Genomic DNA, 16,134 nt, shown 5'->3' on the forward strand with positions numbered 1-16,134 from the left:
CAGCTGCGCCTAAATTGTGAGCAATAAAATTCGCCAAATTTAGCACTTAACTAGAAGCTTATTTGGTGATTTAAATAAAGCGCAGCATATCTGCATAGAATTGCAGTTAAAGGAGATGGATACAGCTCACCAAGCTGTATCTGGGCTTGGGTACGCGAAAAGACACTTTTTGTCTTCTCTAACTTGGTACCCGCTCAGCCCGTGCCCGCAACAGGTACGGCTAAGGAAGACAAATGCTTCCCCCAGCATTTGTGTCAACTGGAAGGACGTAAACATGACTGATTCAGTGCTACGCACAGAGGGGCTTTATGTGCCCGAAATGGAACACGACGCCTGTGGTATCGGCTTCGTTGCCCACCTCAAAAATAGAAAGTCCCACGCGATAGTAACTCAAGCACTCGACATGCTCGCGCGTATGGAGCACCGTGGTGGCCAAGGCTGCGATCCATGCAGTGGTGATGGTGCAGGTATTCTTCTGCAAAAACCACACGAATTCTTGCTCGAAGAAACGCGTAATCTGGGCTTCCAATTACCTTCTGCCGACAAATACGGTGTCGGTGTCATGCTGTTCCCGAAAGACGAGAACAAACGTCAACAATGTCGTGAAATTTTCGAACGCAACGCAAAAAGACTGGAACTCGAAGTCATTGGCTACCGTGAGTTGCCAACTGACAACTCCATGATTGGTGCCGACCCATTAGAGACCGAACCGCATTTCGAACACGCATTTGTAACGGGTGGCGATCATCTTTCTATTGACGAGTTAGAACGCAAACTGTTCGTTCTTCGTAACTATACCGTTCGTGTATGCCTTGAAAGTGTGTCGAACATTGGCGATGACTTCTACATTAACTCGTTCTCTGCAAAAACTCTGGTTTACAAAGGCCAGCTGACTACTGAACAAGTGCCGCAATACTTCTTAGACCTGCAAAGTGAAACGATGGTCACCGCGTTGGCACTGGTTCACTCACGATTCTCTACCAATACATTCCCGCGTTGGCGCTTGGCTCAGCCTTTCCGTAACATCGCGCACAATGGTGAGATCAATACCGTTCGCGGTAACCTGAACTGGATGAAAGCGCGTGAAGCGTTGCTCGAGTCAAAACTGTTCAGTGAGCAAGAACTCAAGATGCTGCTACCTATCTGCCAAGAAGGCGCATCTGACTCTGCCAACTTCGATATGGCACTGGAACTGCTTACGCTGTCTGGTCGCAGCATGCCGCACGTACTGATGATGATGGTGCCTGAAGCATGGCAAGAGAAGACAGACATGGATCCAAAACTCCGTGCCTTCTACCAATTCCACGCCAATATTATGGAACCGTGGGATGGCCCAGCCTCTCTGTGTTTCACTGACGGTGTAAAAGTGGGCGCAACATTGGACCGTAACGGTTTACGCCCAAGCCGCTATACCGTTACCAAAGACGACTACCTCATCATGGCATCCGAGTCAGGTGTGGTAGACATTGCCCCAGAAAACGTTCATTTCCGTGGCCGTTTGCAACCTGGTCGCATCTTCGTTGCTGACCTTGAGCAAGGCCGCATCATTTCTGATGAAGAAGTGAAAAATGAAATTGCTTCTGCACAGCCTTACCAAGAGTGGGTAGAAAAAAACCTGCTGAAACTGGACAAGCTGCCAGAAGCTGATTCAAAGCACCACCAGCCATCTCCAGAGCGTTTGCTTCACCACCAACAAGCGTTTGGTGTCACCACTGAAGAAGTAAATGAAATTCTGGTGCCTATGGCGAAAGACGGTAAAGAGCCGTTAGGTGCAATGGGAGCAGATTGGCCATTGGCTATCTTGTCTCATCAGTCCCAGCACTTATCAAACTACTTCAAGCAGTTGTTTGCGCAGGTAACCAACCCACCGATCGACCCGATCCGTGAGCGCATGGTTATGTCGCTGAAAACATACTTGGGTAAAGATCAAAACCTCTTGATTGAAAGCCCAGAGCACTGCCGTAAAGTCGAACTGGAAACGCCAGTTCTAAGCAATGCAGAGCTTGAGAAGCTGCGTGCGATTGATAACGACCACCTTCAAGCAAAAACGCTCGATATTGTTTTCCGTGCAAGCGGTGAAAATGGCAAGCTTGAGCGCGCTCTGAAGCGTATTTGTCAGTACGCCGAAGATGCAGTTAATGACGGATATTCCATCATTCTGCTGACTGACCGTGCAGTGAACTCAAACCACGCAGCAATCCCTGCGATGCTGGCTGTTGGTGCCGTTCACCACCACCTGATCCGTAAAGGCCTACGTGCAAAAGCGGACATTGTTATCGAAACGGGCGACGCCCGTGAAACTCATCACTTCGCCACACTCGTTGGCTACGGTGCGAATGCTGTTAACCCGTACCTGGTCTACGAAACTCTGGTCGATTTGCAGCGCACGAAAAAACTCGACCCTAACGCTGATGTGGATGCGTTGTTCGAGAACTACCGTAAGTCTATCAACGCTGGCCTGTTGAAAATCTTCTCGAAGATGGGGATTTCAACCCTTCAGTCTTACCACGGCGCGCAGATTTTTGAAGCACTGGGTATTAGCAAAGCGGTTGTCGACAAATACTTCACCGGTACCGTTTCGCGCATCCAAGGCCTGAGCATTGACGACATCGCCAAAGAAGTGCTGATTCGCCATCGCCTCGGTTACCCAACGCGAGAGATCCCAGTTCAAATGCTGGATGTCGGTGGTGTTTATCAGTGGAAGCAACGTGGTGAGAAACACCTGTTCAACCCTGAAACTATCCATTTGCTACAAAACTCAACGCGCAACAAAGACGTTAAGCAGTTTAAAGAATATTGCCATGCTGTAGACAGCCAAGGTGATGATGCTGCAACGCTGCGTAGCCAGTTCGACTTTGTGAAAAACCCAGCAGGCAGCATTCCGCTGGAAGAAGTTGAGCCTATTGAGAATATCCTGAAGCGTTTCGCTACTGGTGCAATGAGCTTTGGCTCTATCTCTCACGAAGCGCACTCTACCCTAGCAGTTGCGATGAACCGCATTGGCGCGAAATCCAACTCGGGCGAAGGCGGTGAAGACCCAGCGCGTTTTGAGAAGAAAGAAAACGGTGACTGGGAACGCTCTGCAATCAAACAGGTTGCTTCAGGCCGCTTCGGTGTTACCTCTTACTACCTCACCAATGCTGCTGAAATTCAGATCAAAATGGCACAAGGTGCGAAGCCAGGTGAAGGTGGTCAACTTCCAGGCCACAAAGTGGATGACTGGATTGGTCGTACACGTCACTCAACCCCAGGCGTCGGCCTAATTTCGCCACCGCCGCACCACGATATCTATTCAATCGAAGACTTGGCACAGCTGATTTACGATTTGAAAAACGCGAACCGCGAAGCACGTGTGAACGTGAAACTGGTATCGGAAGCGGGTGTCGGTACCATTGCATCAGGTGTAGCGAAGGCAAAAGCTGACGTTGTTCTGATTGCAGGCTTTGATGGCGGTACCGGTGCTTCTCCACTGTCTTCAATCAAGCACGCGGGCCTACCGTGGGAGCTTGGTCTGGCAGAAACGCACCAAACACTGCTGAAAAACGGCCTACGTAACCGTATCGTCGTTCAATCAGATGGTCAGATGAAAACCCCACGTGACCTTGCAGTCGCAACACTGCTGGGCGCAGAAGAATGGGGCGTGGCGACCGCAGCACTGGTTGTTGAAGGCTGTATCATGATGCGTAAGTGTCACCTCAACACCTGTCCTGTTGGTATCGCGACACAAGATAAAACCCTGCGTGAGCGTTTTGACGGCCGCGTAGAAGACATCGTGACCTTCTTCACCTACATGGCTGAAGGCCTACGTGAAGTCATGGCAGAGCTGGGCTACCGCACCATTAACGAGATGGTTGGTCAATCTCAGCACCTCAAAGTACGTAGCGATGTGGGTCACTGGAAATACCAGAACCTCGACCTGAATGTTGTTCTTCACAAAGAAGAGCCACGTGAAGGCGACGGCATGTACTGCCAGACTGAGCAAAACCATGGTCTTGAAACCGTGCTGGATCGCCGCTTGATTGAAGCTGCTTCAAGTGCGCTTTATGAAGGCCGCAAGGTGGATGCTGAGTTCGCTATCGTTAACACGGACCGCAGCGCGGGTACCATGTTGTCGAATGAGATTTCGAAAATCTACAAAGACCAAGGCTTGCCTGAGCAAATGAATGTGAAATTCAAAGGCTCTGCAGGTCAAAGCTTCGGTGCATTCCTTGCGAAAGGCGTGAAATTCGAAGTTGAAGGCGACGCGAACGACTACTGGGGTAAAGGGTTATCTGGCGGTACCTTGGTGCTTTACCCAGATGCGAAGAGCGACATCATTGCCGAAGACAACATTGTTGTTGGTAACGTGTGTTTCTATGGCGCAACCTCAGGTGAGTCATTCATCCGCGGTGTTGCTGGTGAGCGTTTCTGTGTACGTAACTCGGGCGCGAAAGTGGTTGTTGAGGGTATTGGCGACCATGGCTGTGAATACATGACGGGCGGTGTCACTGTCGTATTGGGTCAAACAGGCCGTAACTTTGCTGCTGGTATGAGTGGTGGTGTGGCATATATCTGGGATCAGTTCGAAGACTTCGAGTCCAAATTGAACCCTGAGCTGGTTGACTTGGATCCATTGGATGCAGAAGACGTTGAGCTGCTGACAGAGATGGTTACAAAACACCTAGCTCTGACAGGCAGTGCCGTTGCTAAAACCTTCTTGTCTAACCTAGACGAGAACCTTAAGCGCATCGTGAAAGTCATGCCGCGCGATTACAAAGCTGTGTTGCTAAAACGCAAGGAAGAAGCCGAAAACAAGGAAGAAGTGGAGGCTGTAAATGGGTAAGCCAACTGGATTTTTAGAATTTGGCCGTGAACTCCCGGGCAAAAAGGACCCATCTGTTCGTATCCAGGACAACAAAGAGTTTGTTCTGAACGAAGAGTTTGGGGAGAAGATTAACGAGCAATCATCACGCTGTATGGACTGTGGTGTACCTTTCTGTCACAACGGGTGTCCGATCGGTAACATCATCCCTGAGTTCAACGATGCGGTGTATCGTGATAGCTGGGAAGAAGCGTGGAATATCCTAAGCTCAACCAACAACTTCCCAGAATTCACTGGCCGTGTGTGTCCAGCTCCTTGTGAAAGTGCATGTGTATTGGGTATTAACCAAGACCCAATCACGATCTGTAACATCGAGAAAACCATTGTTGAAACGGCATACCGTGAAGGGTATGCCAAACCAAAAACACCGACGTCTCGCACAGGGAAGAAAGTGGCAATCATCGGTTCTGGCCCTGCAGGTCTTTCTGCGGCAGAACAGTTAAACAGTGCTGGTCATTCCGTCACTGTGTTTGAGCGTGATGAGAAAGTTGGCGGCTTGCTGCGTTTCGGTATTCCTGACTTCAAGTTAGGCATGGATGTTATCGACCGTAAAATCAACTTGATGGCAGAAGCAGGCATTGAATTCGTCGTTAACGCACATGTCGGTAAAGATGTGAATGCTCAGCAAATCCGCCAAGACTATGACGTGGTTCTGCTGACCGGCGGTTCAACCGTACCTCGCGACCTGCCAATCCCTGGTCGTGACTTTAACGGTGTTCACTTTGCAATGGAGTTCCTTGGTCAAAACAACCGTCGTGCAAACGATATGGATTTGAAGACCGAGGAAATTCACGTCAAAGACAAACACGTGGTTGTTATCGGTGGTGGCGATACTGGCTCTGACTGCGTGGGCACATCAAACCGCCACGGTGCGAAGAGCATTACTCAAGTCGAAATCATGCCGATTCCACCTGAGAAGCGCCCAGCGAACATGCCTTGGCCTCAGTATCCAATGATCATGCGTACTTCAACGTCTCACGAAGAAGGTTGTGATCGTCATTGGAACATTCTGACCAAAGAGTTCATCGGTGATGACGCAGGTAATGTGAAAGCCCTGCGTATCGCTGACATCGTTTGGAAAGATGCTGCACCTGGCGAACGCCCAAGCTTTGAAGAAGTTGCAGGGTCTGAGCGCGTGATTCCTTGTGACAATGCCTTCTTGGCGATGGGTTTCTTACACCCAGAACCACATGGCGTACTCGCGCAACTTGATGTGGCTTTGGATGACCGCGGAAACGTGGCAACCAACGACTTCCAAACTAATCAAAAAGGTGTATTTGCTGCGGGTGATATGCGTACTGGCCAGTCTCTGGTTGTACGTTGTATCAATGAAGGTCGTGAGTGCGCGCGCTCCATTGATGCGTATCTGATGGGCAACACCAACCTTGAAGCAAAAGCAGATTCACTGATGCTTTCCGCATAATTATAAGTAAGTGTTATCTTCCAGTTTTGCCAGCCCATCAGGGCTGGCTTTTTTATTCTATATTCCAAACAGTTAACCTTTCACACCGCCACCGTGCATCCGCGACTTTTTAGGCGAATTAAACCGGATCGGCGTTAGTCGCGGTTAATCCCAACTAAAAGATCAAAAAACACCACCAACCGATAAGGTTAATCTCTGCGACAGAGTTAAAAAAATCACCACAAAATCCTGCCTACATACTACCTTTTCGACATATATAGCTGTTTATTCGCAAAGTTAATGTAATGTGACGAAATTTGACCTCTTTGCAAATAATGGATAACGTGAAGGGTCGAGAAGAAAATATGCGCTTTATTACTCGCGCATCTTCACCTCAGCATCAATGCTGAACAGTGAGAACATCATTACCCAAGATAATAAAATCAATCATAATCTAAATGCCAGGAAGGCATAGAAACACTGCAGTCACTGCTTGGAGCAGTCGCAAGGGAGAATTGCAAATGTCGCTGTACGACCCTACGCTGGAGAAAGACAATTGCGGCTTTGGCCTCATCGCGCATACCGAAGGTGAAGCCAGCCATAAGCTCGTCAGAACAGCCATTTCCGCACTAGACCGAATGACCCACCGAGGTGCAATTAATGCCGATGGGAAAACGGGTGATGGTTGCGGCTTATCACTTCAAAAGCCTGATTCATTTTTCCGTATCATCGCAGAAGAAAACGGCTGGACGCTCAGTAAGCTTTACGGCGTCGGCATGATTTTTCTCAGCAACGATCCCGCAAAAGCACAGCGCGCAAAAGACGTATTTGCGCAGGAAATCGAAGCTGAAACGCTATCAATCGTAGGTTGGCGTGAAGTCCCGACCAACGCAGATGTATTGGGTGAAATAGCACTAAGCTCAGTGCCGCATATTGAACAAGTATTCATTAATGGCCCCGCAGGTTGGCGCGCACGCGATTTAGAACGCCGCCTTTATATTGCCCGACGCCGCGCTGAAAAAGCCCTTAGTGATGATCCTGATTTTTACGTCACAAGCCTCTCTACACGTACCATTGTGTACAAAGGCTTGTGTATGCCTGCAGACCTGCCCCGTTTCTACCTCGATTTAGCAGACCTGCGGTTAGAGTCTTCAATTTGTTTGTTCCACCAGCGCTTTTCCACCAATACCACGCCGAAATGGCCTCTGGCTCAGCCTTTCCGCTACTTGGCGCACAATGGTGAAATCAACACCATTGAAGGTAACAGACAATGGGCACGCGCCCGTGCTTACAAGTTTAACTCTCCGCTGCTGCCCGATTTGAAAGAGGCAGCACCCTTTGTCAACGAAACCGGTTCAGACAGTTCAAGCCTCGACAATATGCTCGAAGTTTTCCTCGCTGGCGGCATGGATCTGTTCCGCGCCATGCGCATGTTGGTGCCACCCGCTTGGCAAAATCATCCAGATATGGACCCAGATTTACGCGCTTTCTATGACTTTAACTCCATGCACATGGAGCCATGGGATGGCCCGGCCGGTATCGTCATGTCAGACGGTCGCTATGCTGCATGTAACTTGGATAGAAACGGTCTACGTCCAGCGCGCTACGTGGTGACCAAAGACAAGCTCATCACCTTAGCATCGGAAATCGGGATCTGGGATTACGCGCCGGATGAAGTGGCCGAAAAAGGCCGAGTGGGGCCGGGTGAACTCTTGGTTATCGACACCTTCGAAGGTGAAATCTGGCGATCGGCCGATATCGATAACGATCTTAAAAGTCGCCACCCTTACCGCGAATGGCTGGATGCAAACGTTAAACGCCTAACGCCATTCGAAGCTTTGTCATCAGAAGACAACGCCGGTCAGCGCAGTATGGATGATGATGAACTCCATACTTATCAGAAAATGTTTGGCGTTTCCGGCGAAGAGCTTGATCAGGTGCTTCGTGTCCTTGGTGATATTGGCCAAGAAGCAACGGGCTCTATGGGGGATGACACCCCGATGGCAGTGCTGTCGTCGAAAGAGCGAAACATCGCGGATTACTTCCGCCAGAAATTTGCACAGGTAACCAACCCGCCGATCGATCCATTACGAGAAAATCATGTCATGTCGCTCGCAACCTGTATCGGTCGTGAAGTGAATGTATTTTCCGAAACAGACGGACACGCGCAACGCGTCGCGTTTAAAAGTCCGGTTCTGCTGTATTCTGATATGGTGCAGTTGTTGGAGTTAGATGATGAGCACTATCAAAACAGCATCATCGACATCAACTTTGACCCAAAAGAGAAAGATCTCGAGCACGCAATTATCGACCTGTGCGATCAGGTTGAGCGTGTTGTCCGCGACGGTACGGTGTTGATTGTTCTGTCTGATCGAGGCATATCAAAAGACAAGTACCCTATCCCAGCAGCAATGGCCGTTGGCGCCGTCCAAAAACGCCTTGTCGACAATTCACTGCGCTGTGATGCCAATATCGTTGTAGAAACAGCCTCTGCACGAGACCCTCATCAGTTTGCGGTTCTTCTCGGATTTGGCGCAACGGCTGTTTACCCTTACCTCGCCTACGAGTCGATAGGAAAAATGGTTGAAAAAGGCATCATCACCAAGTCCATGAGTGATGCCATGGTGAACTTCCGAAACGGTATCAATAAAGGCCTGTTCAAGATCATGTCTAAGATGGGGATTTCAACCATCGCTTCATACCGTTGTTCCCAGTTATTTGAAGCCATTGGCCTTAACAGTAAGGTGGTCGAACTCTGCTTCAAAGGCGTTGCCAGCCGCATCGAAGGCGCGGACTTTAGCGACTTCCAGCAAGATTTATACAATCTCTCGCGTCGCGCTTGGCTCAAACGTAAACCTATTGAGCACGGCGGTTTACTGAAATACGTTCATGGTGGTGAATACCACGCGTACAACCCAGATGTGGTTAATTCGCTGCAATCGGCGGTGAAATCAGGCGAAGCGTTGGATTACAAAACGTACGCAGAAACCGTGAACAACCGCCCAGCCTCTTCCCTTCGCGATCTCATGGCGTTGAAACCCATCGAAACACCGATTGCACTGGAGAAGGTTGAGCCCGCCAGTGAGCTATTTAAACGTTTTGACTCCGCAGCCATGTCCATTGGCGCATTGAGCCCTGAAGCGCACGAAGCACTGGCTATCGCCATGAACCGCTTAGGTGGCAACTCGAACTCAGGAGAGGGCGGCGAAGACCCACGCAGATTTAACTCTGAGCGCAACTCACGCATTAAACAGATTGCATCAGGTCGGTTTGGTGTAACACCACACTACTTAACGAACGCTGACGTTCTACAAATCAAAGTGGCACAAGGAGCGAAGCCCGGTGAAGGTGGTCAGCTACCCGGTCATAAAGTCACGGCTGAAATTGCTCGTCTTCGCCATTCGGTGCAAGGCGTCACGCTGATTTCACCACCGCCTCACCACGATATTTACTCGATTGAGGACTTAGCGCAGCTTATTTTTGACCTCAAGCAGGTCAACCCAAATGCGCTGGTTTCCGTCAAGCTCGTGTCTGAGCCTGGCGTAGGCACCATTGCTGTCGGCGTGGCAAAAGCCTATGCCGACCTCATCACCATCTCTGGTTACGACGGCGGTACAGGTGCCAGCCCACTAACATCAGTGAAATACGCGGGCAGTCCGTGGGAGTTGGGATTGGCGGAAACGCAGCAGGCATTGGTGTCTAACGGCCTTCGCCACAAAATTCGCCTTCAGGTGGATGGCGGCTTAAAAACCGGTTTGGACATTATCAAAGCGACCATTTTGGGGGCTGAAAGCTTCGGCTTTGGTACGGCCCCTATGGTGGCTCTTGGCTGTAAATACCTGCGCATTTGCCATCTAAATAATTGTGCAACGGGCGTTGCCACTCAAGATGACACCTTGCGCCGCGAGTACTTCAAAGGCCTGCCGGAGCAGGTGATGAACTTCTTTAAAGGCCTTGGCGAAGAAGTCCGAGAACTGATGGCGCAACTGGGCGTGGAGAAACTCACCGACCTGATTGGTCGTACCGATCTGCTCGAAGCGGTCGATGGCTTTACGGCGAAACAACTCAAACTGGATCTCTCTGACATTCTCGAGAGCCCGAAACCTGTTGGGAATAAGACGGTTTACTGGAGCGAACCCAATGCACCCTTTGATAAGGCAGCTCTCAACCACAAACTGTTAGAGACCTTTGAAAGTGCGATCGAACAACGCCGTCCGGCGAGTGCGTATCTGGATATTCGCAACACGGACCGTTCGGTAGGAGCATCGCTCTCTGGAGCCATCGCCAAGCGTTATGGCAACCAAGGTATGGCAGCCACACCACTCGACATTCACTTGCAGGGAACTGCTGGGCAATCTTTTGGGGTGTGGAACGCAGGAGGCGTTAACCTTACGCTGACAGGCGATGCCAACGACTATGTCGGTAAAGGCATGGCGGGCGGTAACATCGTCATCAAATCACCGGTTGGCTCTGCATTTAACTCACACGAGTCCACCATTATCGGTAATACCTGCCTTTACGGTGCAACGGGCGGCAAGCTTTTCGCTTCAGGTAAAGCGGGTGAACGATTTGCCGTTCGAAATTCTGGCGCACTCGCTGTGGTGGAAGGTGCTGGTGACAATGCGTGTGAATACATGACAGGCGGCATCATCGCCATTCTTGGTCATACTGGCGTGAACTTTGGCGCAGGCATGACAGGAGGCTTTGCCTATGTACTTGATGAAAGCGGTGATTTTGAAGGCCGAGTAAACCCTGAATTGGTTGAAGCTCTGTCTTTAGACAAACTCACCATTCATCAAGAACACCTCCGTGGACTCATTGATCAACACTTCGAGCTAACAGGCTCGTGTCGTGCACAGGAAATCCTTGCCGACTTTGAACAATGGATCAGTAAATTCTATCTGGTGAAACCGAAAGCAGCGGATGTACGCTCACTGCTGGGTCACCAAAGCCGAAGCGCAGCAGAGTTGCGCGTTCAGGCGCAGTAACGGAGGACCTTATGAGCCAGAACGTATACCAATTTATCGACGTGCAACGAATCGACCCGCGTAAGAAGCCGATCAAAGCGCGCAAAACTCAGTTCATTGAAATCTATGAACCGTTTAATCACAAGCAAGCTTCCGCGCAAGCAGACCGTTGTTTAGATTGCGGCAATCCTTACTGTGAATGGAAGTGCCCCGTTCATAACTACATCCCGCAATGGCTGAAGCTTGCCAACGAAGGGCGCATCATCGAAGCGGTGGAACTGTCACATCAAACCAACAGTCTGCCCGAAGTGTGCGGCCGCGTGTGTCCGCAAGACCGTCTCTGTGAAGGGTCATGTACCCTGAATGATGACTTCGGCGCAGTTACTATTGGTAACATCGAAAAGTACATTACCGACAAAGCCTTCGAGATGGGCTGGAAACCCGACATGTCCGGGGTGGAATGGACAGACAAGAAAGTCGCCATTGTCGGAGCTGGCCCTGCAGGTCTTGCCTGTGCAGATGTGCTGGTAAGAAACGGCGTCAAACCCGTTGTCTTCGACCGTTACCCAGAAATTGGTGGCCTGCTAACTTTCGGTATTCCGTCCTTTAAGTTGGAAAAAGACGTAATGCGTAATCGCCAACGCGTTTTCACCGAAATGGGCGTAGAGTTTCAACTCAATACCGAGGTCGGCACCGATGTCACCATGGAAGACTTGCTCAAAGACTATGATGCGGTGTTCCTTGGAGTCGGCACTTACAAATCGATGCGTGCAGGTCTAGAAAACGAAGATGCGGAAGGGGTATTTGATGCCCTGCCGTTTTTGATCGCAAACACTTACCGCGTTATGGATCTGGACCAAGCGACTGCACCAGATTTTATCGACATGGCTGGCAAGAAAGTGGTCGTACTCGGGGGCGGTGATACCGCCATGGACTGTGTACGTACGTCCATTCGTCAAAATGCCAAAAGCGTCGTTTGTGCATACCGTCGAGATGAAGAGAACATGCCGGGCTCGCGTCGTGAAGTGAAAAATGCACGTGAGGAGGGTGTGAATTTCATGTTCAACCTCCAACCTCTCGGCATTGAACTTGATGCAACAGGCAAAGTCAGTGGCGTGAAAGTCGTGAAAACCGAACTGGGTGAACCCGATGATGCGGGACGCCGTCGCCCACAGCCGGTGGAAGGCAGTGAGCACATTCTGCCAGCGGACGCAGTCATTATGGCGTTTGGCTTCCAACCACATCAAATGACGTGGCTTGAGCCATTCAATGTAGATTTAGACCAATGGGGGCGCATTAAAGCCCCTGCGCAAAGTGCGTTCTCCTACCAAACCACCAACGAAAAGATTTTCGCAGGTGGTGACGCAGTGCGTGGTTCCGATCTCGTTGTAACAGCCATAGATGAAGGCAGAAAAGCAGCTGAAGGTATTATGGACTTCTTGAACGTATAACCGACATTTGCGATCGTATCGCGATCTTTATACTTCCGTTCACCTAAAATCCTCTCCCCTGTGAGAGGATTTTTTATGGTTGCCGTCGAAGCATATATAGGTCACACAAACTTACTTGAATCGGTCAAAAAACGCAGCTGGCCCTCAGAGTTATTATCCGTCAAAGAAGTCTGCGTGATACACTCTGTGCATTGACACAAACTCAACGAGAACATAGATGAAAATCGGTATTATCGGTGCAATGGAGCAGGAAGTAACCCTGCTAAAAAACCTGATGAACAACTGCCAACTTCAAGAAATTGCGGGCAGTAAATTCTACACGGGCGACCTAAATGGTGTAGATATCGTTTTGCTGCAATCTGGTATTGGTAAAGTCGCTGCTGCACTTAGCACCGCTGTGCTGCTTGACCGTTTCAAACCTAACATGGTCATCAACACGGGTTCTGCTGGCGGTTTTGATTCAAGCCTGAACCTAGGTGACGTGGTTATTTCTACTGACGTGGCTTACCACGATGCAGACGTCACTGCTTTTGGGTACACCATGGGTCAAATGGCAGGTCAGCCAGCAACCTTTACATCAGATGAAAAACTGATGGATATTGCTGAGCAAGCACTGGCAGCGATGGAACCCGCACCGCACGCGGTTCGTGGTCTGATTTGTACGGGCGATGCGTTTGTTTGCACTGCAGAGCGTCAAAACTACATCCGTACCCATTTCCCTGCTGTTGTAGCAGTAGAAATGGAAGCGGCTGCAATTGCACAAACTTGTCACCAGTTCAAAGTGCCGTTTGTGGTCGTTCGCGCTATCTCGGACGTTGCAGACAAAGAATCACCAATGACATTTGATGAGTTCCTGCCACTGGCAGCGAAAAGCTCAAGTGACATGGTTGAAAAAATGGTTGAGCTGCTGAAAGCATAATGACCGAGCTCCCCACACCGTTTGGTGCACTTTTGGACCATTCGACCCTGCTGGCCATGTGGGGAGCACTTATTTTGCATTGGTTCTACCCTATTCCTGCCAACATCACGCCACTTGGACTGTGGCGACGAGTGGCAGTTGCCATCGCGGAAAAGGTAAACCATCTTGAAGACCCACCTGCACAACAAAGGCTCGCTGGCACTCTCTCTTTAGCCATAATGTGGCTTACCATTGCCGTGCTATTGATAGCACTGAAGCAACTCGTTTGGACCGTTTGGTTGTTTGATTTGCTTTTGCTTTGGTTTGCGCTGGGATGGAAGCCTATTTCTGTCGCGGCATACAATGTCGAGCAGGCTCTCAATAGAGACGACAAACCCACTGCTCGCACTTATCTGTCAAAGATATTGAATCGCGATACGTGCTCGTTATCTCAAGTGGGTATTGCTAAAGCCGGTTGTGAAACCCTTCTTGCAGGCTATGCCCGTGGCCTCATTGGTGTGCTTTTTTGGTATGCCATCGGCGGCGGTATTGCGGCCTTCCTTTATGCTCTGATCGTGCAACTTGCACGCTGCTGGCCAACGCGACGCCAAGAGTATGCTGACTTTGGCCTTGCTACCGCGGCATTTCTTACGGTGTTGGATTGGCTTCCAAATCGCCTTTTTGCCCTGTTGATCGCTGCAGGTCTTCGATTCAATCACGCAATTGAAGCTATCAGGCTCAATGGAAATCAATGGTCAGCCAATGGCATAGGATGGCTTCTCGCATCATCTGGTGCCAAGTTTCAAGTAGCTCTTGGTGGCCCTGCAATCTATGACAATGACAAAGTGTCGCGCCCGACACTCGGCGGGATCATCACCCCATCCTCTTTACATCTTGCAATGCTGAACCAACAGCTCAGGCAAAAAGCCCTTATTTGGATTGTCATTCAAAGCTTCTTCATGTGGTTCGCACACGGATTTTTATGATGTTTCGTTTTTTGGTTTTACTTTTGTGCCTGCCTACACTGGCAGTCGCCGCACCTCTTCGCGTTATCAGCCTTTCTCCTCACACCACAGAACTCGCCTATGAAGCGGGCCTTGGAGAGAACCTCATCGCCGTCAGTGCGCACAGTGACTACCCGCCGGAAGCTCTCGAACTTGAGCAAGTCGCCAACTACCGGGGGATCAACATCGAACGCGTCGTGACACTAAAGCCTGATTTGGTACTAGCCTGGAAAGGCGGGAATCCAGACAAGGAGCTCGCAAAATTGGAGCGTCTTGGTATCGACGTATTTTATTCCAACCCGCATTCGCTGTATGACGCCGCAGACAACATTGAAAAGCTTGGTCAGTGGTCTAGTGATCCTGAGAAGGCAAAAAGCCGGGCCGACGCTATTCGCTCCGCCCTAAAAAATATTGAAACGGCGCAGCAAGGCAAGCCAAAGGTGCCTTACTTTTATCAGCTCAGCGACACCCCGCTACTTACCAACAATGCTGATCACTGGCCACAGCCTTTGTTTAATCTGTGTGGTGGAGAAAATATTTTCGGCAACAGCCCAGCCCCTTATCCCCAAGTCAGTGTTGAGCAAGTGGTCGTTAGAAAGCCGCAAGCCCTATTCTATCCAAACACAAAAGCAAAACCTGATGCACTATGGTCAACATGGGCCGATTACGTTCCCGCGGTTAAAAATGACCATATTTATGCCATTACTGGAGATTGGCTGAACCGTCCAACCCCGCGCGCCCTTAAAGCGGTAGATCAAATTTGTAAGGCAATGGACAAAGTAAGAAGCGATCTCGGTCACTAATTCGAAATTCTCACTCCAAACAAGTGATTACTTCGGATTGCTAGGGCATATCTTTGACGTAAAATCGCGCCGCTTTTACGTTTTGAGATGAGATAATCCATCATGCTTTTATATCTTCTGGATATGTTCGGCACTGTCGTGTTTGCAGTATCGGGTGTATTACTGGCTGGTAAGCTCCGCATGGACCCATTTGGGGTTGTCGTGCTTGCTATGGTGACTGCCATTGGCGGGGGAACAATCCGAGATATGGTTCTTGGAGCGACGCCAGTGTTTTGGGTCAACGAACCCGAATACCTTTGGGTAATCCTCATTACTTGCGTACTGAGTATGTTACTGATCCGCCATCCTAGACGCCTACCGTGGTATGTATTACCAGTGGCTGACGCCATCGGCCTTGCCGTATTTGTCGCTATCGGTGTAGATAAAGCACTAAGCTACGGTGCCTCTCCGATTGTCGCGATCATTATGGGCGTTCTAACGGGCTGCGGCGGCGGTATTCTGCGTGACGTGCTCGCCAGAGAAATTCCTATGGTTTTGAGAACAGAAGTCTATGCCACTGCCTGTATTGCTGGCGGTATCATGCATACATTGGTATTGGCATCAAATGCTGGCGCAGAGTTCGCGTCAATCACCGGGATGATCACCACACTGGGCATTCGACTCGCAGCTATTCGCTGGCACCTTTCTCTTCCTACTTTTGCCCTAAGCAAATAAGCGAACGAATGACAAAAACGCACTGCCTTTACAG

Annotated in this window: 8 protein-coding genes; all 8 read left to right on the forward strand. The window is 50.0% G+C overall.

Annotated elements, in window-relative coordinates; translation table 11 throughout:
• The first annotated feature begins 274 nt into the window (after positions 1 to 274).
• The 8 genes from gltB (LRP49_RS23155) (at position 275) to LRP49_RS23190 (ending at position 16,100) form a co-directional block, all read left to right on the forward strand.
• A complete protein-coding gene (gene gltB, locus LRP49_RS23155) occupies positions 275 to 4,822 on the forward strand; it encodes a glutamate synthase large subunit (RefSeq protein ID WP_274145760.1) in 4,548 nt (1,515 codons plus the stop codon).
• Positions 4,815 to 6,284, forward strand: coding sequence for a glutamate synthase subunit beta (locus LRP49_RS23160; protein WP_274145763.1), 1,470 nt, complete (start codon positions 4,815 to 4,817; stop codon positions 6,282 to 6,284). The genes gltB (LRP49_RS23155) and LRP49_RS23160 overlap by 8 nt, the downstream gene beginning before the upstream one ends.
• Before the next feature lie 500 nt (positions 6,285 to 6,784).
• Entirely contained in the window at positions 6,785 to 11,251 is a 4,467-nt protein-coding gene (gene gltB / locus LRP49_RS23165; protein ID WP_274145765.1) for a glutamate synthase large subunit, read from the forward strand.
• A gap of 11 nt (positions 11,252 to 11,262) precedes the next feature.
• Positions 11,263 to 12,681 (forward strand): FAD-dependent oxidoreductase, encoded by a 1,419-nt coding sequence (locus tag LRP49_RS23170; protein ID WP_274145766.1) that lies wholly within the window; start codon positions 11,263 to 11,265, stop codon positions 12,679 to 12,681.
• 217 nt (positions 12,682 to 12,898) lie between these two features.
• Positions 12,899 to 13,600, forward strand: coding sequence for a 5'-methylthioadenosine/S-adenosylhomocysteine nucleosidase (mtnN, locus tag LRP49_RS23175; RefSeq protein WP_274145767.1), 702 nt, complete (start codon positions 12,899 to 12,901; stop codon positions 13,598 to 13,600).
• Complete coding sequence (locus LRP49_RS23180) at positions 13,600 to 14,565, forward strand: cobalamin biosynthesis family protein (protein WP_274145769.1); 966 nt, start codon at positions 13,600 to 13,602, stop codon at positions 14,563 to 14,565. Before mtnN ends, LRP49_RS23180 begins: the two co-directional genes overlap by 1 nt.
• Positions 14,562 to 15,386 (forward strand): vitamin B12 ABC transporter substrate-binding protein BtuF, encoded by an 825-nt coding sequence (btuF, locus tag LRP49_RS23185; protein ID WP_420791658.1) that lies wholly within the window; start codon positions 14,562 to 14,564, stop codon positions 15,384 to 15,386. Before LRP49_RS23180 ends, btuF begins: the two co-directional genes overlap by 4 nt.
• Before the next feature lie 102 nt (positions 15,387 to 15,488).
• Entirely contained in the window at positions 15,489 to 16,100 is a 612-nt protein-coding gene (locus LRP49_RS23190) for a TRIC cation channel family protein (protein WP_274145771.1), read from the forward strand.
• The last annotated feature ends 34 nt before the right edge of the window (positions 16,101 to 16,134 follow it).

This window comes from Enterovibrio qingdaonensis (genome assembly GCF_028683135.1).
Taxonomy (GTDB): Bacteria; Pseudomonadota; Gammaproteobacteria; order Enterobacterales; family Vibrionaceae; genus Enterovibrio; species Enterovibrio qingdaonensis.